The organism is Roseomonas sp. SRI_022 (assembly GCF_057586215.1).
On the sequence record NZ_JBYCZL010000014.1, the window covers coordinates 94406 to 114215 of the forward strand.

Annotated in this window: 18 protein-coding genes and 1 pseudogene; 4 read left to right on the top strand and 15 right to left on the bottom strand. The window is 67.3% G+C overall.

Going from position 1 to position 19810, the window contains the following annotated elements; all coding sequences use genetic code 11:
- The first annotated feature begins 4 nt into the window (after positions 1 to 4).
- Positions 5 to 976 carry a Bug family tripartite tricarboxylate transporter substrate binding protein gene (locus AC2YHJ_RS15665; protein ID WP_487397008.1) on the top strand — a complete coding sequence of 324 codons (972 nt, stop codon included), beginning with the start codon at positions 5 to 7 and terminating at the stop codon, positions 974 to 976.
- A 4-nt stretch (positions 977 to 980) separates the two neighbouring features.
- Positions 981 to 1658, top strand: a complete 678-nt coding sequence (locus tag AC2YHJ_RS15670; protein WP_487397009.1) for a hypothetical protein — start codon at positions 981 to 983, stop codon at positions 1656 to 1658.
- 233 nt (positions 1659 to 1891) lie between these two features.
- Here the strand turns inward: AC2YHJ_RS15670 and AC2YHJ_RS15675 are convergent, their stop codons facing one another.
- The 8 genes from AC2YHJ_RS15675 to AC2YHJ_RS15710 form a co-directional block, all read right to left on the bottom strand.
- Positions 1892 to 2254, bottom strand: a complete 363-nt coding sequence (locus AC2YHJ_RS15675) for a hypothetical protein (RefSeq protein WP_487397010.1) — start codon at positions 2252 to 2254, stop codon at positions 1892 to 1894.
- 512 nt (positions 2255 to 2766) lie between these two features.
- Positions 2767 to 3066 (bottom strand): hypothetical protein, encoded by a 300-nt coding sequence (locus AC2YHJ_RS15680; protein WP_487397011.1) that lies wholly within the window; start codon positions 3064 to 3066, stop codon positions 2767 to 2769.
- 150 nt (positions 3067 to 3216) lie between these two features.
- Positions 3217 to 4881: a thiamine pyrophosphate-dependent enzyme gene (locus tag AC2YHJ_RS15685; RefSeq protein WP_487397012.1), complete on the bottom strand. Its 1665-nt coding sequence runs from the start codon at positions 4879 to 4881 to the stop codon at positions 3217 to 3219.
- Positions 4882 to 4888: 7 nt separating this feature from the next.
- Positions 4889 to 5863, bottom strand: coding sequence for a Bug family tripartite tricarboxylate transporter substrate binding protein (locus AC2YHJ_RS15690; protein ID WP_487397013.1), 975 nt, complete (start codon positions 5861 to 5863; stop codon positions 4889 to 4891).
- A 35-nt stretch (positions 5864 to 5898) separates the two neighbouring features.
- Complete coding sequence (locus tag AC2YHJ_RS15695) at positions 5899 to 6855, bottom strand: branched-chain amino acid transaminase (protein ID WP_487397014.1); 957 nt, start codon at positions 6853 to 6855, stop codon at positions 5899 to 5901.
- A gap of 11 nt (positions 6856 to 6866) precedes the next feature.
- Positions 6867 to 8948, bottom strand: coding sequence for a hydantoinase/oxoprolinase family protein (locus tag AC2YHJ_RS15700; RefSeq protein ID WP_487397015.1), 2082 nt, complete (start codon positions 8946 to 8948; stop codon positions 6867 to 6869).
- Entirely contained in the window at positions 8945 to 9910 is a 966-nt protein-coding gene (locus AC2YHJ_RS15705; protein ID WP_487397016.1) for a Bug family tripartite tricarboxylate transporter substrate binding protein, read from the bottom strand. Before AC2YHJ_RS15705 ends, AC2YHJ_RS15700 begins: the two co-directional genes overlap by 4 nt.
- A gap of 1 nt (position 9911) precedes the next feature.
- Complete coding sequence (locus AC2YHJ_RS15710) at positions 9912 to 11561, bottom strand: hydantoinase B/oxoprolinase family protein (protein WP_487397017.1); 1650 nt, start codon at positions 11559 to 11561, stop codon at positions 9912 to 9914.
- 80 nt (positions 11562 to 11641) lie between these two features.
- Between AC2YHJ_RS15710 and AC2YHJ_RS15715 the strand changes: the two genes are divergently transcribed.
- Together AC2YHJ_RS15715 and AC2YHJ_RS15720 are read left to right on the top strand one after the other, a co-directional pair.
- Positions 11642 to 12586, top strand: coding sequence for a LysR substrate-binding domain-containing protein (locus tag AC2YHJ_RS15715; protein WP_487397018.1), 945 nt, complete (start codon positions 11642 to 11644; stop codon positions 12584 to 12586).
- A gap of 94 nt (positions 12587 to 12680) precedes the next feature.
- Positions 12681 to 12929, top strand: a pseudogene (locus tag AC2YHJ_RS15720) (IS481 family transposase); the annotation flags it as partial.
- Between the two features lie 465 nt (positions 12930 to 13394).
- On the opposite strand, the gene AC2YHJ_RS15725 reads toward AC2YHJ_RS15720, so the two are convergent.
- The 7 genes from AC2YHJ_RS15725 to AC2YHJ_RS15755 are packed head-to-tail and all read right to left on the bottom strand — an operon-like array spanning position 13395 to position 19763.
- A complete protein-coding gene (locus AC2YHJ_RS15725; protein WP_487397019.1) occupies positions 13395 to 14309 on the bottom strand; it encodes an aminotransferase class IV in 915 nt (304 codons plus the stop codon).
- An 8-nt stretch (positions 14310 to 14317) separates the two neighbouring features.
- The gene (locus AC2YHJ_RS15730; RefSeq protein WP_487397020.1) at positions 14318 to 15577 is read right to left on the bottom strand and encodes an NAD(P)/FAD-dependent oxidoreductase; all 1260 of its coding nucleotides are present in this window, start codon (positions 15575 to 15577) and stop codon (positions 14318 to 14320) included.
- Positions 15574 to 16737, bottom strand: coding sequence for an NAD(P)/FAD-dependent oxidoreductase (locus AC2YHJ_RS15735; protein WP_487397021.1), 1164 nt, complete (start codon positions 16735 to 16737; stop codon positions 15574 to 15576). The genes AC2YHJ_RS15730 and AC2YHJ_RS15735 overlap by 4 nt, the downstream gene beginning before the upstream one ends.
- Before the next feature lie 15 nt (positions 16738 to 16752).
- Positions 16753 to 17553, bottom strand: a complete 801-nt coding sequence (locus AC2YHJ_RS15740; protein ID WP_487397022.1) for an amino acid ABC transporter ATP-binding protein — start codon at positions 17551 to 17553, stop codon at positions 16753 to 16755.
- On the bottom strand, positions 17546 to 18211 hold the full coding sequence (locus AC2YHJ_RS15745) for an amino acid ABC transporter permease (protein WP_487397023.1): 666 nt from the start codon (positions 18209 to 18211) through the stop codon (positions 17546 to 17548). Before AC2YHJ_RS15745 ends, AC2YHJ_RS15740 begins: the two co-directional genes overlap by 8 nt.
- A gap of 4 nt (positions 18212 to 18215) precedes the next feature.
- On the bottom strand, positions 18216 to 18881 hold the full coding sequence (locus AC2YHJ_RS15750) for an amino acid ABC transporter permease (protein ID WP_487397024.1): 666 nt from the start codon (positions 18879 to 18881) through the stop codon (positions 18216 to 18218).
- A 6-nt stretch (positions 18882 to 18887) separates the two neighbouring features.
- Positions 18888 to 19763 carry a transporter substrate-binding domain-containing protein gene (locus AC2YHJ_RS15755; protein ID WP_487397025.1) on the bottom strand — a complete coding sequence of 292 codons (876 nt, stop codon included), beginning with the start codon at positions 19761 to 19763 and terminating at the stop codon, positions 18888 to 18890.
- Positions 19764 to 19810: the final 47 nt, after the last annotated feature.

Genomic DNA, 19810 nt, shown 5'->3' on the forward strand with positions numbered 1-19810 from the left:
TCGCATGATCTTGAAACGCCGCGTCCTCGCCACGGCCGCGATCGGCGCGATCGCAGCACCGTCCCTGCCGCGCGCGCAGGGTTTCCCAGGCAGACCGTTGCGCCTCGTCGTGCCGTTCCCGCCCGGCGGTGCGAGCGACATCATCGGCCGCCAGCTCGCCACCTCGATGAGCGCGACACTCGGCCAGCCCGTGGTGGTGGACAATCGCCCCGGTGCGAATACCGCGATCGGTGCGGAAGCCGTAGCGCGCGCGGCGCCGGATGGTCATACGCTGCTGCTCGCGACCTCGACGACGCTGGCCATTGCGCCACATCTGCCGGCCAGCCTGCCCTACCGGGTCAATCAGTTCACTCAGGTCGGGCTGGTGGTGAAGATGCCTTTCGTCATGGTGTCCTCGCCCCTCTATCCGCCGGCCACCATGCAGGCGGTGATCGCCGATGCACGGGCGCGGCCAGGCGTGGTGAACTTCGCCAGCCATGGCCGCGGCGGGTCGGCGCATCTGGTGGGCGAGTTGTGGCGGGCCGCCGCGGGCGTGGACATCGTCGCCGTGCATTACGCCGGCAATGCGCCGGCCACGGTGGACATGATTGCGAACCGCGTGCAGCTCATGTTCGACGGCACGCCAACGGCGCTGGCGGCCGCACGCAGCGGCCAGCTCCGCGCACTCGCCATCATGAGCGACCGGCGCTCGCCCGCCGCGCCAGACCTGCCGACCATGGCGGATGCCGGGCTGCCCGGCGTCACGGCCTATAGCTGGTACGGCGTCAGCGTGCCGAGCGGCACCCCTGAACCCGTCATTGCGCGGCTGGAGGCGGCGGTGGCGCGCGCGGTGGCCGATCCCACCATCCGCGCCCGCTTCCTCGCCGACGGCCTGGAGCCGGGCGAGATCGACCGGCCGCAGTTCGTGCAGATGGTATCAGCGGAATCCGAGCGGTGGCGCAACCTCATCGAATCCATCAAGGGAAAGATCGAGTAGCACCATGAGTGGCGAGATCGTCTATGTCGCAGAGCTGAACATTGCGCCGACCGACCTGCCGGCCTTCTACGACTGGTATGCGGGACGACACGCGCCGGATCTCTACCAGCTCGGCTTCCGCACCTGCACCTCCTATCGCGCCGTGTCGGGGGCGATGGATGTCATCGACCTCTATGAGGCGGCGGCCTGGGACATCGTCGCGAGCGAGGGCTATCGCCGCATGAAGGAGCGCGACGCCTATGCCGCACCCGCCTGCGCGGGGCGGAAGGACTGGACGCACACCATCTACGAATACAACGCCGCCGTCGCGGCGAACCGCCATCCGTTGCTGGATGCGGATTGGATCACCCTGGTCCGGTTCGCCGCCACGCCCGAGGTCGAGGATGCGGTGGCCGCTTGGCTGATCGAGTCCGGGGAGACTGCCTATGCGGCCTTTGGGGCCCGCAGCGTTCGCTTACTCCATCGCGGTCGCGACCACCCGACGCTGAAGAGCCGCCGTGCGCGGTGCGCCCTGCTCGCGGAATGGCCCCACGAGCCGCCGGCCGCCGGTTGCGGGACGTTGCCGCTGCCGCGGCCGCTTGCTGACGCCCTGGGGCCGGATGACCATTTCGCGGGCTACCGCCTCTACCCGTGGCCGGATGACGTGGCGCTACGTCGCCGCCGCGAAGGAAAAACGCATTGAATGCCCTTTTAAGGCAGGAGCGGCACGAAGTTTTAGATGTGCCGCGATTAGCGCATCGAGCGGTACCGGCGCCATCACTTTTCTTGCGGGTCCGGTGCGGCCTCGCGGATTGGCTTCGCAAGGTAGGGAAGGAGGCCATGCTTGTCGGCTTGTGGCGTAGGTGATCACGTCGCTTGATGGCGGGAGCGGGCGCGAAGCGGCCATTTGGACAAGTAAGCTTTAACGGCCGCACTTCATCGGAAGTCCCGCGTCGCCGGCATCCGCACATACAACACTGCTTCCGCTCCTTCGGTCGCGTCCTCGCCCATCTTCATTAGACACCGCAGCAGATCCGACCGGTCGATCAGCCGCGACGCGATGAGATGGATGATCGGCACTTCCGAGTGCTGGTCCTCGCGCTCCACCGGGCCATCCACCACCAGCAGGCGCGAGGTCAGCAGTGGGATGCGGTCACGCTCCGAGACATGCGCATAGACCACCACGTTGGCATGCCCGTGCTTATCCTCGATGGTCACGAAGATCACGTCCTTGGCTGTCATCGGCTGCTGGCGCATCAGCACCAGACCCGGCACGCGAACACGCCGCCCCGTGGGCATGCGCGCCAGCGTCCGCGTGTCGTCACAGCGCAGCCGGGTGAGTTGCGGCCTCAGCAACGCCAGAGGGTGACGCCGCAGGGCGGCTCTCCCGATTCCTCAGCTACATCATGCAGGGCGAGCCTATCTTGGATACCGAGAACGGCTAGGACCAGCGACCGGGAGACTGAATGGTGCGGCGGGTAGGGTCAGGCAAGATGCCCCACGCCCGCATGGACCGGCTGGCGCCGAAGCCTGCGACGTGATGGAAGGGGCCAGCCTGAGTAGGCCGCGTCGATCAACGCATCTTTGGAATCGCCGTGTCGTTGCCTCGTCCCCGCTGGAACATCATCGCGCTTGCGGTTGCGGCGCTTCGGGTCGGCGTGGTGGTGTCGCTGCATCCGAATGCGGCTGTTCGCACTTTACCTGAATCGGGTGTGGATGTCCCAGCCGTGGAACTGGAATAGCAGTGGCCGGTCGGCGCTGGCTATCGGGTCGATGAGCGAGCCCGACGCGCAGTCTGGTGCTTGCCGCCGTCAGTGTTCGGATGATCGCCTTTGCTGCGCAACCACGGCGGCGACGGTCGCGGCGAAAAGGCTCCGCCCGCGCGAATCCATCGGGATACCCTTCACGTCGCAGAAGTGCCGCAGCGGGATGAGTTCAAGGTCCACGCGTGTGCAGTCTTCAAGGACGCGTCCGAGCTGTTGCAACTGATGTTCGAGATTCTGGCGCCAATCTTCCCAGCGCGCCGGTATCTGACCGGCGTCCGCCTGCGCGGCGCGCAGCACGGCGAAGCCCTTCTTCGGGAACCAGGCGATGGCGGGCTTCGGTGGCATGGCGACTCCTCGATCGATCGGTGGGCTATCTTAGCGCGCTGGTGGCTGCACGGAGATGCCCCATCGCGCGGATAGCTGCCTCGCGCATAGCGATTGCGTGCCCGGGCACGACAAGCTACGCGGGTGACGGCTCGTGACCCGCTCGGAAGCTTAGCCGCTCGACCGTCGCCACGCCGTGATCTGTTGCGCCGAGGCATGCACATGCACCACAGCGGGCACGCGCCGCGGTGCGAGCGCGGCCGCGAGCGCCGGCGCGATCTCAGCCTCTTGGCGAATGGTATAGCCCTCGGCGCCGAAGGCAGTGGCCCAGACAGCGAAGTCAGGGTTCGTCAGGTCCGCCGCGGCGGCCACCGGTCGGCCCGGATAGCGGTTGGCATGGTGCATCCCGATCGAACCATAAGTCCGGTTGTCGGCCACGAACACCACCGGTGCGACGCCGTGGCGCATCGCTGTGGCGATCTCATTCCCCGTCATCAATGCGCCACCATCGCCGACCACGGCGATGGACTGCCGCCCGGGATGGCGCAGCGCGGCGGCCACGGCCATCGGCACGGCCGCCCCCATCCCACCCACGGCCGAACCGAGGAAGATATTGCGGGGGCCAAACGGAATGTATCGGTGCACGAAGGAAGTGAAGTTGCCCGCATCCGTCGTCAGCACCGCATCGGGCGCCATGCGTTCGGCCAGCGCGATGCAGACCGCGGCGAAATTCACGCCGTCTGGCGCGGGTTCGTGACGCGGTGCCGTCAGCGCGCGGTGGATGCCATGCAGCCGCGCGATCCAGTCAGCGCGCCCCAGCGGCATCGCCGGCGCCTGGCGCGCCAACAGCGCTGCGACAACGTGGTGCGGATCGGCGGCTATCGGCACATCGACCCGGAACACGCGGTTGAGCTCAGACGGATCGGGCCAGACATGGATGACGGGAAGCTGCGGGTCGGGTGCAGCGGGGAAGCTGTAGGACTGGCTGACCACATCCGTCAGCCGCTCACCGAGGGCGACCAACAGATCGGCGTCTTTCATTGCCGCCAGCAGCTTTGGCTGCACACGGTTGCCGACATAGCCGGCGTAGTGGGGATGATGACTGTCGAACAGATGCGGGCGGCGATGCGTGGGCGCGATGGGCAGCATCCAACGCTCGGCCAACTGCGCCAAGGCGGCAAGCCTGTCTGGTGGTCCGTCCATCGCGCTGCCCACCAGCACCAGCGGACGTTCCGCCACCGCCAGGCGCGCGGCGAGTTCCGCGAGTTGATCTTCGCCGGGTCGCGGCACAGCCAGGCTGCGCGGCCGCGCGAGCGGGACATCCTCCGCCGGATCGTCAAGCAAATCCTCTGGCAGGATCACCGCGACCGGGCCCGGCGTGCCGCTCTCGGCGAGGTGGTAGGCGCGGGCGATCGCTTCCGAGGCCTGGCTGGCGAAATCGACCTCGATCACCGCCTTGGTCGTGTCGCCCAGTAGCTTACCGTAGTTCTGTTCCTGCAAGGCGCCGCGGCCGCGATCGCGGCGTTCGATCTGGCCGACCAGCAAGATCATCGGCACCGCGTCATGGAAGGCGGTGTGCAGGCCGATCATCGCATTCGCCACACCCGGCCCACGCGAGACCAGGCAAAGCCCGGCGCGACCACCACGCATCCGGCCATCGGCCGTGGCCATATAGGCCGCCCCGCCTTCATGCCGACATACGATGAGGCGCAGCGCCGGTAGATCGGTGATCGCGTCGGTCAGGCCGAGGAAGCTTTCACCCGGGACGCAGTACAGAAGGTCCGCCTGGTGGGCGAGGAGGCTTTCGGCAATCAGCCGGCCGACGCTGCGGGTCATGGATGGTTCAGCCTTCGACGCGGATGTTGGCGGCGCGGATGACCTCGGCCCAGAGACGGCGTTCGCTGGCGATCTCCGCCCGGAACGCTGCGGTGGACGTGTCCGATTCGTCGATCAGCGATTCGGTTAGCCGCTGCCGCACCTCGGGCTTCGTGGTCACGATGCGGATCTGGTCGGACCAGTACGATACCCACGCGGGCGACAGGCCCTTCGGCCCCGACAGGCCCCACCAACTGCCGCCCACCATACCTGGCAGCGTCGCCTGCATGACCGGCACATCGGGCAGCGTCGGATGCGGCTGGGCGGTGGCGACGGCAAGCCCACGCATCGCGCCGCTGCGGATGTGCTGCAAGGCCTCTGGCAGCAGGGCGAAATACACGTCGATGCGGCCAGCCATCAGGTCCAGCAGCGCCGGGGCACCGCCGCGATAAGCGACGAAGTCGAGATCGATCTGCGCCAGTTGCGCCATGCGCGCGGCCATCAGATGCGGCGACGACCCGGCTCCGCCATGCCCACAGGTGGTGCGGTTCGCCTTCGCATAGGCGACGAAGCCGGCCATGTCGCGGAACGGCGCATCGGGGCGCGCAGCCAGCACCATCGCGCCGCGGCCCATGCCGCCGATCGGCGTCAGTTCGGCGTCTGGGTCGATAGGCATGGTCATCCCCGGCAGCACCGGGGAGACGGAGAGGTTGAAGCCGGAAGCGATGGCCAGGACATGCCCGTCCGGCGGTGCATTCGCGACCGTCTGCAATCCGATGAAGCCGCCCGCGCCGGTGCGGTTTTCCACCACGACGTTGCGACCGAGCTGGGGTCCGAGGGCCTGCGCGACGATGCGTGCCATGGCGTCCACGCTGCCGCCGGCAGCGAAGCCGACGACGAAGCGCACGTCGCGCGCGACCGGCTGTGCGCGCAGCGCCGAAGGCACAGCGACGGCTGCCGGAATGGCGGCGAGCAGGGTGCGCCGCCGGAGAGTGATCGTCATACTCGCCTCCTGTTGATGATGCGGTGCTGGCGTGCTCACTCGGCGGCCGTCTTGCGCGCGGCATTGCCATAGACAGGGGTGAGCCAGTGCCGGTAGCGCGGCACGGCACCCGAGACGATGTCGAAATACAGCTTCTGGATGCGGCGTGTCAGCACGCCGGGCTTGCCCGCTCCGACATCGTAGTGGTCCACCGCATTGATCGGTGTGACTTCATGCCCGCTGCCGCAGAAGAAGGCTTCGTCGCAGACATAGAGTTCGGTGCGGTCGACCTCGCGCTCGATTACCTCGATGCCGAGTTCGGCCTGGACCGCCTCAATCAGTGTCTCGCGCGTGATGCTTTCCAGGATGTCGGCGGTGACCGGCGGGGTGATAACGCGGCCCTTTCGGATCATCATGAAGCAGGCGCCGGGCCCTTCGGCGACCTTGCCCGCTGCGTTCAACAAGATCGGCACCTGGAAGCCATTCAACCGCGCGTCGATGTAGGCGAGGCGGGAATTGTGGTAGTTCGCGCCCGACTTGATGCGCGACGGCGACGCGAGATCCGAATTGCGTCGCCAGGTGGACACGCAGGACGTCACGCCGGCCTCGACCGATTTGGTGGAAGGCTTGCTGAAGGCGAGGATAAACATGCCGGTGCGGATCTCGCTCGGCAGGTAGTCGGTTAGCTCGCCTTGGTCAAAATAAGCGACGGGGCGGAAATGCACCGGGCCACGATACCCGCAGGCCTTGATCAGCGCGATGCTAGCGGCTTCGAGTTCGTCATCGCTGTAGGGGATGGCCATGCGCATGATGCGCGCACCCTGGCGCAGACGGGCGACGTGGTCGGCGTGACGGAACAGGAACAACTCCTGCTCGGCCTCGGACCAATAGGCGCGCTCGCCTTCGAAGACGTTCTCGCCGCGCAGCACGCATTCGGTCGCGATGTGCATCGTCGCCTGCTCCCACGGGACAATCTTGCCATCCATCCAGGCGTAGGGTGCGTTCTTGGCCATGGTGCTTTCCCTCAGGCGGCTTCGGCCGCGTCGATGTCGATGACGAGATTGCCCTGGGCGTCGAGACCGAAGCTCGCATCCGGGCCGATGACGGTTGTGGACTCACGCTCCTCGACCACGGCAGGGCCGCGCAGCGTGGCACCTGGCTGCATGCGGTAGCGGTCGTATACGGAGCAGGGCCTGCGGCCGGTCTGCGCGAACCAGACGTCGCGCAGCCCCTTCCGCGCATCGCCGCCGATACTCGCACCAAGTGTGGCCGGCACGGCCGGGCGGCTCGCGCTTGCGTGCAGACGCCAGGACAGCATCTCGATCGGCAACCCTTCGATGCGTCGGTCGAACAGGCGCTGATAGGCATCGAGGAAGGCGGCTTCCACAGTCTCTGCGTTCAGCGTTTCCGGCAGCGTCACCGCGATATCGAAGCCCTGGCCGACGTAGCGCACATCGGCGGTACGGCGCAGGGTGACATCGCCCGGCGCGGCGCCGGTCTCGATCAGCAGCGCGCGGGCTTCGGTCTCCATATCCGCGTAGTGTCGGGCGACCTCCGCCCAATCCACGGCGGACAGGCGCCGCACGCCGCTGCGCACCAGGTCGATCGCCGGTGCAGCCACCAGGAAGCCGAGTGCCGAGGCCACACCCGCGCCCGCCGGCACGATGATACGCCGCAGCTTCAGCAGCTTGGCCAAGCCATAGGCATGGACCGGTCCCGCGCCACCGAAGGCGAGCAGCGTATAGCGGCGTGGATCGCGTCCCTTCTCGGCGATGTACATGCGCGTCGCGGATGCCATGTTCTCGTTCACCACGGCATGGATGCCGGCGGCGACGTCATCCACGGTCATCCCGAGCGGCGCGGCCAGTTCCTCCTGCACCGCGCCTTCCACCGCCGCGCGGTCGAGGCCCATCTCGCCGCCGAGGAAGTAATCCGGCGAAAGGTACCCGAGCAGCAGATCCGCATCCGTCACCGTCGGATGCCGCCCGCCGCGCCCGTAGCAGACCGGCCCGGGCACCGATCCCGCGCTTTCGGGCCCCACGGTGAGCAGCCCCATGGCATTGACCGCGGCGATGGACCCGCCGCCGGCGCCGATCTCGATCAGGTCGATCACCGGCACCTTCAGTGGCAGGCCCGATCCCTTGCGGAAGCGCTTCACCCGCGCCGCCTCGAAGGTCGAGGAGTGCTCGGCCACACCGCCCTCGATCAGGCACATCTTGGCGGTGGTACCGCCCATGTCGAAGGAGATCATCTCCGACAGGCCACAGGCTGCGCCGACATGCATCGCCGCCGTCGCACCGGCCGCCGGGCCGCTCTCGATCAGCTGCACCGGGTTGGCGCGGGCATGACGCACCGTCGCAATCCCGCCGGCCGAGAGCATCAGATGCAGCGGCCCGGCCAGGCCGCGCCGGTGCAGTTCCTGTTCCAGCTTCGCCAGATAGCGATCCATCAACGGCAGGACATAGGCATTCACGCAGGCGGTGTTGGCGCGTTCGTATTCGCGGATCTCGGGGGCGACGTCGCTCGACAGCGTGACCGGGATGCCCGGCAGTTCCTCGGCCAGGATGGCGCCGATGCGGCGTTCATGCGTGGGGTCGAGGTAGGAATGCAGCAGGCAGACAGCCACCGCCTCCACGCCCTGCGCCTTCAGCGCCTGGGCGGCGATGCGGACCTCGGCGTCATCCAATGGCCGCAAGATCTCGCCCTGCGCGTTCAGCCGCTCGGTCACCACGTGCCGGCGCGGACGCGACACCAGCGGCTGCGGCTTCTCAAGTGCGAGATCGTACAGGTCGTAGCGCATCTCGCGACCCATCTCGAGGCTGTCCCGGAAGCCGCGCGTGGTGATCAACCCGATGCGTGCGCCCTTACGCTCGATGACCGTGTTCGTCACCAGCGTCGTGCCGTGCACCACCTGGCGGACGTCGCCGATCTCGCTGCCGGCTTCGCCCAGCAGGCGCGTGATGCCATCGAGGATGGCGCGGCCCGGATCGTCCGGCGTGGTCAGGCGCTTGCCGGTCAGCACGCGGCCCTGGCCTTCATCCACCAGGACGAAATCGGTGAAGGTGCCGCCGACATCGACGCCGATACGAAGGGAACGAGTCATCATTCGGGCCTTATGCCTGCCGTCTGAACCACATCTCGCCACCGCGACGTCTCGCTCATGAGCATCGCGCGAAATTCCTGCGGCCCAAGCCGCAGCCGCTCCAGACCCAGTGCGGGCAATTGCGCGCTCACCGCTTCCGAGCCCATCGCCGCCTGCAACGCGACGTGCAGCCGCTCGGCCATCTCGGGCGCAACACCGACGGGTCCGAGCACCCCCCACCAGAAGGAGGCGACCAGATCCACACCTTGCTCGCGCAGAGTCTGCACGTCCGGCAGTGCGGCCATGCGCTGTTCGGCTGCGACGCCGATCGCGCGGATCTGACCCGAGGTGATCATCGGACCGCTGGTCGCGAGCGCCTGGATCATCGCCTGTACCTGGCCGCTGAGCAGGTCCGGGATCGCAGCCCCCGTGCCGCGGTAGGGGACGTGGGTGAGTTGCACACCGGCGCGAAGGCGCAGCAGTTCGATCATCAGATGCGTGCTGGTGGCGACGCCGCCTGAGGCGACGTTCAGCGCGCCGGGTCGTTGGCGCGCGGCAGCGAGGAAGTCACGCGTGTTTTGCCACGGCGTGTTCGCTCCCACGACCAGCAGCGCCGGCGCCGCGGCGACGGCCGAGATCGGCATGAAATCCCTGGCGGCGTCGAATGGCGCCGGATTGCCGGCGGCGACCTGAAGCACCGGGATGGTGGTGAGCGGCGTATCACCGAACAGAAGCGTGGTGCCGTCCGGAGCGCTGCGCATCACCGCCTCGGCGCCGATCTGGCTGCCGGCGCCGGCACGGTTCTCGACAACGATCGATGCGTTGAGCTCGCTGCCGAGAGCGGGCGCGAGAAGTCGCGCCAGCGTGTCCGAACCGCCGCCGGGCGCGAAAGGGACGATCAGGCGGATGGGTCGTTGCTGCGCATGCGCCATGGCAGGGACCGCAAGCGTGGCTGCGACGAGCGCACGACGCGACAGTCTTGGCATCTCATCCCTCCTCTCGGTAGTTCTGGCGAGCGCCTTCGGGCGTCACGTATCCGTCTTCGAGGTCACGCAGCACTGCTGCCGGATCGCGCTTGGCCGGGTCGCCATAGCCACCGCCGCCGCCATAGTGCATCGTCAGCCGGTCGCCGGGCATCAGCGTGGACCGGCCCTTGGGATGCGGCCGGCGTCCATCCTGCAACGTGACCAGCGCCGGCGCGCCCGATGCACCGCCGCCGAGCCCGCCCGCCGGATGCTTCATGCGATCGGCGATGAGGGACAGGCGCACCGGATCGTCGCTCATCACTTCCAGTTCAACTTCCTGGCCGAGACCGCCGCGCCATTCACCGGCACCGCCGCTATCGGCCAGCAGGTCCTTGCGCCAGACGATGACCGGCGTGCTGGATTCGAAGGCCTCGATCGACCCCGACCCGGAGTTGGTCGGGAAAGCCGTGGCATTCAGCCCATCGCGCCCCGCGCCGGCCCCCATGCCACCGCTGCCGAACAGCACCTGGGAGAAGCGTTCCCCGCGCCGGTCGCGCCCGGTCGTGACCGGGCGAGGGGAGGGCGAGGCGCTGTCGGCGATCACCTTCTCCGGCACCACCTGTGCCAGGCAGCCATAGATCGCACCGGACAGGAACAGCCCGGTCAGGTGGCGCGCATTCACCGCCGCCGGATAGCGTGGGTTGAGGATCGAACCCTCCGGCGCGGTGACGGTTACCGCGCGGTAGCTGCCTTCATTCCGCGGCGTGTCGGGGTCGAGCGCGCATTTCAGCGGATAGACCGAATAGGCGTAGGTGTAGTTCATCACGCTGTTCAGCCCGCGGGCGATCTGCAACGAGGTGCCGGCGTAGTCCACCGTCAGCGTATCGCCCTTCACAGTGACCGCGCATTCGATGCGCGTCTCCAGGTCCTCGTAGCCATCAGCGTGGATAACATGATGCCAGGTGCCGTCGGGCAGCGCGCTGATCGCCTTGCGCATCGCCGCATCCGCGCGCGCCTGCAAGGTGGCGGACAATTCCGTCAGGTCTTCGAGGCCGGTATCATCCAGGAATTCCAACAGCCGTCGCGCGCAGACCGACTGCGCGGTGACCTGCGCGGCAATGTCGCCCATCACCTGGTCAGCGACGCGGACATTGGCGCGGATCATCCGCGTCAACTCGCGGTTCTCGCGCCCGCCATCATACAGTTTGGTCGGCAGGATGCGGATGCCTTCCTCTAGCACCTCCTGGCAGTCAGCCGACCACAGCACGCCGCCGATATCCGGCATGTGGGACGTAGCACCCGCGAAGCCGACCAGCTTGCCCTTGCGGAACACGGGCGAGACCGTGGTGATGTCCAGCAGATGCCCCGTCGCCATCCAAGGGTCATTGGTGATCAGCACGTCACCGGGGCGAAGATCGTCCAGCGGGATCTCGGCCAGCATGTGCTTGAGGGTGCGCGGCAGCAGGCCAACGAAACTCGGGATGCCGATCGAGTTCTCAGCCAGGCTCGCGCCCTTCTCATCCATCAGCACGGTGGCGAAATCGTTCGACTCCCGCACGATGGTTGAGAAGGAGGTCCGGTGCAGTGCCGCGGCCGCCTCATCGGCAATCGAGATCAACCGGCTCCAGAGGATCTGGAGGGTGACGGGGTCGAAGCGGCCGGCGTCGATCATTCGGTCCTGGTCCTGCGGTACGGCGCCAGTTTGGGCGCAAGGCTGGCCCGCCGTGCAGCGGCGCAGTAGGGTGCCGAGCCATGAGCACAGGTCATGGCGTGGCCGGGCTGCCCCTGGCCTCCCTGCGGGTCTTCGACGCGGCGGCGCGGCACCTGAACATGGGCCGGGCGGCTGCGGAACTTGGCATCACGCAGGGGGCGATCAGCCGCCAGGTCAAGGCGCTGGAGGAACGGTTGCAGGAACCGCTGTTCCGCCGCGGCCCGCGCGGACTGCGCCTGACGGAAGCCGGCGACCTGCTCGCGGATTATGTGCGACGCGGCCTGGACCAGCTGGAGACCGGGCTGCTGCGGATCGGCCAGCCGCGGAGCCGCACGACGCTACTGGTCAATGCGCCGAGAACTTTCGCGATGCGGGTGCTTGCGCCGCGCATCGGGGATTTCGTCGCGCGCCATCCCTGGATCGACCTGCGCCTTGAAAGTCATCGCTACTTCGCGCAGCTGCACGGCACCGATGTCGATGTCGCCATCCGCACCGGCGACGGCAACTGGCCCGGCCATGTCGTGCAGCCGCTGACGCAGGAGGTGATGTTCCCCGTCTGCGCCCCCGCGCTATGGACAGTGCAGGCGCGGCGCCTGCCTGCGTTGGATTTCCTCTCGCGGCACACACTGCTGCATTACACGGAGCGGCCGCATTGGGTGGCCTGGTTGAAGGTGGCGGGGCTCGATCCGGCGCTCGCCACGACAGGCCCGCGCTTCGATGAGACGGCGCTCGCGCTCGCGGCCGCGGAGGCCGGTCAGGGCATCGCGATCACCTGGGGCGTGCTGGTTACGCAGGCCCTGGCGGAAGGCAAGCTGGTGCGCCCCTTCGCCCCGGTGCTGGAGGACGGGACGGGCTATCATCTGGTCATGACGGAGATCGCCGCCGGTCGCTCAACGGTCCAGGCCTTCGCGGGCTGGCTGCGCGGCTGCTTGGCCGAGGCGCGAGCAGAGATCCCACCCGGCTCTGTCGAGGCGGATCGCGCTTAACCAGCTCCATTTCAGAACCCTGGCGATATGGCCGACGCCCCCATGTCCCGGATGGTCTCACCATAGGTCTGACCAAAAGCCCGGTCAGCAGGGACATCAGGACACCGAAGCCACCATGCCGGATAACGGCCTGGTCGAGCGGATGAACGGGACCATCAAGGACACCACCGTCAAACGCTTCCACTACGAGAGCCACGACCAGCTCCGGCTCAGCGACGTCGTCGCCGCGTACAACTGCGGCCGTCGCCTCAAGCGCCTGTGCGGTCACTGCAAACCATGGGCCGCAGAGCCGCAACGCTTTATCGCTGATCTGCACCATCAAACCCCGGGCCCAAACATCTAATCCATCTGTTGCTGTCGCGCTCGGGCATAGCACCGACCTGCCGCTGCATGGCAACCGCGTGTCTGCGAGACTCGGCCAGCGCATGACGCGCCTGGGCGCGGTGATCTTCGCGACCATCATTCTCGAATACGGGCGCAACGAGCGGTTGCGGCGCCTTGTGCACCCCCTTTCGGTTCCGGTCCTTCGGCTGCGTGATGGGGATGGGCTGGCATTCCTCCGGCATCGCCGCCAGCGTGATCGGCGTGCCAACCGCGCATTGGCCGCCAAGACGTCATGCTGCGGGCGCACAGACAACGCTGCGTTGCGTCGCCGGTGCCGCCGCGATCGCGGGAAGGCGCCGCGCCACACGCGGATCACGCTCCGCCTTCGCCCGCTGATGAATCACGCTCACCCGCGTCGGCTCAAGCCCCATGATCCAGCAGTTCGGCAAGCCGGCATCATGCTTCCCAAAGGTTACGCAGTACGTCACCTCGCCATCGGCTCAGCGTCCTTCAATACGTCATAGAGTTCACGAAGCTTCGCCGTGGTCGGGCCAGGTAGCGCAAGCGGCAGGGCCCACCCGTCGATGGAGCGCACCGGCGTCAGCCCGCCGAAGGTCCCGGTTACGAAGGCTTCCTGCGCTGCATAGACATCCATCAGCGAGAAATTCGCCTGGCGCAGCGGGATGCCGCTGCACTCGCACAGCGCAATGACATTCCCGCGCGTCACTCCGTTGAAGCAGTAATCCCCGGTCGAGGTGCAGACCTCCCCGTCGCGCACGAAGAAGAAGTTCGTCGCATTGCACGATGACACGAAGCCATGCGGATCGAGCATCAGCGCTTCATCTGCGCCGACACGAATCGCCTGCAGCAGCGCCGTGATCAGATTCAACCGGCTGTGGGAGTTGAGTCGCATATCGAACATATCCGCCGGCGAGCAGCGGATCGACGATGTCGCGAGCACCAATCCCTGAGTTACGATGGCGGGACTCGGCTGCTTCCATTCGGCCGCGATCACTACCGTCGCCGGCCCGATGGTGTGGCGCGGATCCTGGTTCGGCGCCTTCTTCAGGCCGCGCGTGACCATCAGGCGGATATGGACGCCGTCCTCCATGTCGTTGACGCGCAAAGTCCTCCACAATGCCTCGATCATCTCGGTGCGCGTCAAACCGATATCGAGCTCGATCGCCGCTGCCCCGGCATAGAGCCGGTCCAGGTGCCGATCGAGGAAGCACAGCGCACCCTTGTGCAGCCGCAGCCCTTCCCACACGCCGTCGCCCAGCACGAAGCCGGCATCGAAGATGGATACCCGCGCCTCGTCCCGCGGCACCAGCGCGCCGGAGAGATAGACCTTCACCGTCGCGTTGCGCGGATCGGCGACGAAGTCCTGGCTGCCTTTCATGACGGCTCCTATGCCCAGGCGGGTCCTTGGAATCGGTTGGCGCGATAGGGGGTGAGGTCGAGGTTGCTCGGCGTGTCGGTGGCGAGGTCAGCCACCAGGCGCCCTGTCGTCGCTGCCCAGGACAGCCCGAGATGCCCATGCCCGAAGGCGTAGATCACGTTGGGCGCCTGTGTTGCACGGTCGATCACCGGCAGCGAATCCGGCAAGCCGGGCCGGTGCCCCATCCAGAACGTCGCGCCCTCGGTGCCGATGCCAGGGAACAGCTCCTTCGCACCTTCGAGCAGCTTGCGCGCGCGGTCCCAATTGGGTGGCGCGTCGACGCTCGCGAGCTCCACCGTGCCGGCCAGTCGCAGCCGGTCGCCCATCGGCAGCACAGCGAAGCCGCGCGCCACATGGGACATGGCGTGCCGCGGCATGACGCGCGGATCGGGCAGGACGGCGTGATAGCCGCGCTCGCTTTCCAGCGGCAGCTTGTCGCCCAGCAGCTTCGCCAAACGATGCGACCAGGCCCCGGCCGCCAGCACGATGTGGCTGGCGGAAATGACGCGCCCATCCTCCAGCGCTACGCCGCTTATGTCACTACCCTCACGCGTGAAGGCGGTGACTTGGCCGGTGACGAACGTCCCACCGGAGGCGCGGATACAATCGCCGAGCGCGCGCATCAGCGCGCCGGGTTCGATCACCGAGGACCGATCCGGCGAGGCGACGGCGAAGCCGATATGATCCGACAGCGTCGGCTCCAGCGCATGCAGCGCCGCGTTGTCGAGCAGCTCGTGCTTCAGCCCGGCCCTCGCGCGCATCTCCCAGCGCCAGCCCTCCGCCTCGAACTCACGGCGGGAAGGATAGAGCCGCAGGTGCGGCCCCGGCTGCACCAGCGCCTGCGCGCCTGCGGCCTCCAGCAGCGGCTGGTAGTCGAGGTGGATGCGGTCGTTCAGCGCAACCATGGCGCGGGAGATCCCCTCCACCCGATCCATCCGCCCCGCGCGCAGCAGGCGCACCAGCCAGGGGGTGAGTCGCGGCAGGTAGCGCCAGCGGATGGCGAGCGGCCCGAGCGGATCCATCAGCCAGCGCGGCACCTTGGCCGGCGTGTCGGGACCGGAGAGCGGAACCACCTCCCCCACCGCGAATTGCCCGGCATTGCCGAAGGAGGCCGCCCGTTCCGGGTCGCCCGGATCGACCAGCGTGACCTCGAGCCCGCGCCGTTGGATCTGAAGGGCAGAGCATAGGCCGATGAAGCCGCCGCCGATGACGACGACGGGCGCACTCATGCTTTCGGTCCATCATCCGGGATGGGCGTGCCGTCCAGGATGCGCTGCCAGGAGAACCTTGAGAGATCGATGGAACGGAAGCCGCCATCGAGGAGCATCTCCTTCACCGCACGCCCCACGGCCGGCGCGTGCTGCAATCCGTGGCCGGAGAAGCCCGCGCAGAGCAGCATGTTCGGCACGCTGTCGATCCAGTCGATCACCGGATTCCCGTCGAGCCAGTTCATGTCGTAGTGCCCCACCCAGCCGCCGCGCGGTTTGATGGTTTCGAAGGCCGGGCATTGCTCGGCGAGTTGCGGCCAGAGATGTTCCTCGAAGACGTCGTGCTGCAGTTCCCAGTTGAAGCCTTCGGGCTCGCCGAAATTGGTGTGCCCGCAAAGATAGACGCCGGAATGCCGGCGGAAGGAGAAGCCGTTGAGGTGGCGCACGGCTGGGAAGGCCTCGACCGGATCCTGGGAGAGGAAGTGGAACTGCTGGCGCCGCATCGGCCCGATCGGGACCTTCACGCCGACCATGGCGCAGACATCCGCGGCCCAGCAATTGGCAGTGTTGATGACGATCTCGACCGGCAGGCTCGCGCCGGATTCGAGTCGTGCCAGCACCACCTTGTTGCCCGCCATCTCCAGCCCGACGACCCGGTCCTTGAGATAGGTAATCCCGAGCCCCTCTGCCGCGCGGCGATAGCCCATCAGCGCGGCATTCGGATCGATCTGCCCGTCGCCCGGGGAGAGCGCGCCGACCTCCGCCCCCTTGAAGGTGAAGGAGGGGTAGCGGCGGCGTAGCGCGGCAACGTCGTGGATGTCGATCTCGACGCCGAGGCCCTGCTGCATGCGGACATTGGCTTCGAGCGAGGCGCGCGCCTCCGCGCCCTCAACCATGAACAGGTAGCCGATGCGGTGGAACTGCGGGTCGAAACTCACCTTCCCGCCGGTGACATGCTGGTCGAACGCGGAATAGACGGCGTCGCCATAGAGCGACATCTCGACATTCTCGCGCACCGCATGCTGCAGACGGATCCCACCCACCGCGCGCGGCGTGGCCGCGAACTCATAGGTCGGGTCGGGCTCCACCACCGTGACATCGGCGATGACGCCGGTGCGGGCCAGGGTATAGGCGATGGCGGAGCCCATGATGCCGCCGCCGATGATCACGATGCGCCGCATGGACGCCACCCTCCTTCAGGAATGGGATGCGGCGCCCGCCTCGGGCAGCCGGAACAAGGTGTGGCTGCGCAGGAAGTCCTTCGTGCGCTCACGCTGCGGATTCAGCAGGACTTCCTGCGGCGTGCCCTGCTCATGCACTTCTCCGCCTTCGAGGAAGATGACGCGATGCGCGACGTTGTAGGCGAAGCCCAGCTCATGGGTGACGACCAGCATGGTCATCCCCTCCTCGGACAGGCGGCGCATGGTCAGCAGCACCTCGCCCACCAGTTCGGGGTCGAGGGCTGAGGTCGCCTCATCGAACAGCATCATCGAAGGCTCCATCGCGAGCGCGCGGGCGATGGCCACGCGCTGCTGCTGCCCGCCAGACAGCCGCGCGGGATACTCGCGTGCCTTCTCCAGGATGCCGACGCGGCGCAGGTTCTCATGCGCCAAGGCGCGTGCCGCCTCCTCGGACATCCCGCGCCGCTTCATCGGCCCGATCATGATGTTGCCCTCCGCCGTCATGTGCGGGAACAGGTTGAACTGCTGGAAGACCATGCCAATGCGCGCGCGCAGTGCGTTCAGCTCAGCGTTGGAATAGGCCATGACACCCGGCTTGGTCGTAGCCTTCCCGACCAGCTTGCCCTCGACCGTAATCCGACCCTCATTCGGCATCTCGAGGAAGTTGAGGCAGCGCAGTAGCGTGCTCTTGCCCGACCCCGAGGCGCCGAGGATCACCACCGTCTCCCCCTTGCGGACCGACAGGTTGATGCCGCGCAGCACATGCAGGGGGCCGAAGCGCTTGTGCAGGTTCTCGACGCGCAGCACCTCATCCATGGCGGTGCAGCCTCCTCTCCAGATACGACGACAAAAGGCTGACCAGGGTCAGCAGGAGGATGAAGAAGGCGCCGACTGCGGTGTAGCTCTCGATGGGGCGGAACTCCTGGTCGCTCAGCACCTTGGCGGAATAGAGGGTCTCGCCATAGGCGATGGTGGATGCGACCGTGGTGGTCTTGACGATCTCCATCACCTGGTTGGTGAGCGGCGGGACGACGTTGCGCACCGCCTGAGGCAGCACGACCCAGCGCATCAGTGCGACATGGCCGAAGCCGATGGCGCGCGCCGCCTCCCACTGGCCGCGCTCGATCGAGGCGATGCCCGAGCGGAAGATCTCCGCCAGATACGCTCCGGCATAGAGCGAGATCGCCACCGAAGCGGCGGTGAAGGCGTTCGGCTGCATCCCGGTCAGGATAGGCAGGGTGAAGTAGCACCAGAAGATCTGCACCAGGACGGGGATATTGCGGAAGAACTCGACATAGGCGGTGCCGATCATGCGCAGCACCACCAGGCGCGACAACCGCGCCGAGGCGAAGACGAGCCCAAGCGCGACACCCGCCGCGACGCAGGTCGCCGCCAGCCGCAGCGTCGCCATCAGCCCGCGCAGGATGAAGTCGCGCTGTTCCAACAGGAAGGCGAAGTCCCATTCGTGGTCCATCCGCCTAGTCCGGCACCACGAAGCGGCGTTCGGCCATCAGGACGAGGCGACTCACCACGAAGATGACAGAGAAGAAGAACAGCGCGACGACGGTATAGGTCTCGATCGGCCGGAAGGTCTCCGAGGAGACGCGCGACGCCATCTGCACCACCTCGGCATAGGAGACGACGGCGGCGAGCGACGTCGCCTTGAACAACTCGGTCAGGCGGGTGAAGAAAACTGGGATCATGTGCCGGATCGCCTGCGGCAGGATGATGTAGCGCAGCGTCGTCGCAGGCCCCATGCCCAGCGCCTTTGCCGCCTGCCATTGCCCTGGGCGGATCGACTGGATGCCACCGCGGAACACCTCGGCCATATAGGCCCCGGTCTGCAGGCCAAGCGTGAGCGATACCGCGGTGAAGGTGTCGAAATCGACGCCAGCCAGCAGCGGGAAGGCAAAGAAGAACCAGTAGATCAGCACGATCGATGGCGAGGTGCGGAACACATCCGTGTAGAGCACGGCAAGCCAGGAGATCACTGGCAGCCGCGACAGCCGCAGCAGCGCGACCACCAGGCCGAGAGGGATGGCGATCAGCATCGCCATTCCCGCAAGGTGGAAGGTACCCTTGGCTCCTTCCAGCAGCAAACCGCTGTGGCGGAAGACCGCCGCGAAATCCCACTCATAGCCCATGCGGGCCTACCAGGCCTCGCGCTGGATCGCGGTGGCGCGGCCGGGCTCCAGGCCACGGAAGGTCATGAACTCGTCGTAGAAGGTCTGGGTGAGGCCGGAATTGTAGTAGTAGGCGACAACGGTCGAGAGATAGTTGGCCCAGCGACTATCGGCTTCCTTGCGCACGCCGGCGCCGGCCGGCACCGCGACCACCGGGCGCGGGATCAGCGTCTTGCCGCTGCGCAGCCGCGCGATGGCAAGATCCGATCCCGGCGCGGTCAGGAAGGCCGCCTGGATACGGTTCGATTGCCAGGCGGCGAGCATCTCGCCGGTCTGCTGGTATCGCTGGATGTTCGCGCGCGGCGACAACCGCGTCAGCGTCTGGTCGGTCGAGCTGCCGAGCACCACGCCGCAATTCACGGCCGGATCGCTGATCTCCGCCCAGGTGGTCGGCGCGAAGTTGTTCTTCGCCAGGGCGGCGACGGGGTACCAGAGGATCGGCGCGAAGACGAAGTCGATCGCCAGGGCACGTTCGGGCGTTGGATCGAGGATGAACATGGTGTCGATCTGATTGGCCTGGAGCGCGGCGACCGCGGTGCCCCAGGTGACCTCCACCATCTCGAGCTGCACGTTCATCGCCTTGGCGATGGCATCCCCCAGTCGGGGGCCGATGCCCCGCCAGGTGACGTCGCCGATCCGCACCCCGCCGGGCGCGGCATTGTTCGTCGTGTCCTTGTAGTACCAGGGTTCCGTCAGTGCCGCGCCGACGCGCAGGCGCCTGGTGGATGTGATCTGGTCCCAGGTCGATGTCGCCGCGGGCTGGGCCTGTGCGGCCCGCGCGCCAAGCAGCCCGCCGACCGCGGTGAGCCCTGGCAACAGACGCCGGGTGAAGGGTGTTTGCATGGTTCAAGCCTCCTCGAACTACGCTCGGCGGCACCAGCCGCTGCGTC

Coding starts and splice junctions, on each gene's coding strand:
- AC2YHJ_RS15665 (WP_487397008.1), top strand. CDS start 5: ATGATCTTGAAACGCCGCGTCCTCGCCACGGCCGCGATCGGCGCGATC.
- AC2YHJ_RS15670 (WP_487397009.1), top strand. CDS start 981: ATGAGTGGCGAGATCGTCTATGTCGCAGAGCTGAACATTGCGCCGACC.
- AC2YHJ_RS15675 (WP_487397010.1), bottom strand. CDS start 2,254: ATGCCCACGGGGCGGCGTGTTCGCGTGCCGGGTCTGGTGCTGATGCGC.
- AC2YHJ_RS15680 (WP_487397011.1), bottom strand. CDS start 3,066: ATGCCACCGAAGCCCGCCATCGCCTGGTTCCCGAAGAAGGGCTTCGCC.
- AC2YHJ_RS15685 (WP_487397012.1), bottom strand. CDS start 4,881: ATGACCCGCAGCGTCGGCCGGCTGATTGCCGAAAGCCTCCTCGCCCAC.
- AC2YHJ_RS15690 (WP_487397013.1), bottom strand. CDS start 5,863: ATGACGATCACTCTCCGGCGGCGCACCCTGCTCGCCGCCATTCCGGCA.
- AC2YHJ_RS15695 (WP_487397014.1), bottom strand. CDS start 6,855: ATGGCCAAGAACGCACCCTACGCCTGGATGGATGGCAAGATTGTCCCG.
- AC2YHJ_RS15700 (WP_487397015.1), bottom strand. CDS start 8,948: ATGATGACTCGTTCCCTTCGTATCGGCGTCGATGTCGGCGGCACCTTC.
- AC2YHJ_RS15705 (WP_487397016.1), bottom strand. CDS start 9,910: ATGCCAAGACTGTCGCGTCGTGCGCTCGTCGCAGCCACGCTTGCGGTC.
- AC2YHJ_RS15710 (WP_487397017.1), bottom strand. CDS start 11,561: ATGATCGACGCCGGCCGCTTCGACCCCGTCACCCTCCAGATCCTCTGG.
- AC2YHJ_RS15715 (WP_487397018.1), top strand. CDS start 11,642: ATGAGCACAGGTCATGGCGTGGCCGGGCTGCCCCTGGCCTCCCTGCGG.
- AC2YHJ_RS15725 (WP_487397019.1), bottom strand. CDS start 14,309: ATGAAAGGCAGCCAGGACTTCGTCGCCGATCCGCGCAACGCGACGGTG.
- AC2YHJ_RS15730 (WP_487397020.1), bottom strand. CDS start 15,577: ATGAGTGCGCCCGTCGTCGTCATCGGCGGCGGCTTCATCGGCCTATGC.
- AC2YHJ_RS15735 (WP_487397021.1), bottom strand. CDS start 16,737: ATGCGGCGCATCGTGATCATCGGCGGCGGCATCATGGGCTCCGCCATC.
- AC2YHJ_RS15740 (WP_487397022.1), bottom strand. CDS start 17,553: ATGGATGAGGTGCTGCGCGTCGAGAACCTGCACAAGCGCTTCGGCCCC.
- AC2YHJ_RS15745 (WP_487397023.1), bottom strand. CDS start 18,211: ATGGACCACGAATGGGACTTCGCCTTCCTGTTGGAACAGCGCGACTTC.
- AC2YHJ_RS15750 (WP_487397024.1), bottom strand. CDS start 18,881: ATGGGCTATGAGTGGGATTTCGCGGCGGTCTTCCGCCACAGCGGTTTG.
- AC2YHJ_RS15755 (WP_487397025.1), bottom strand. CDS start 19,763: ATGCAAACACCCTTCACCCGGCGTCTGTTGCCAGGGCTCACCGCGGTC.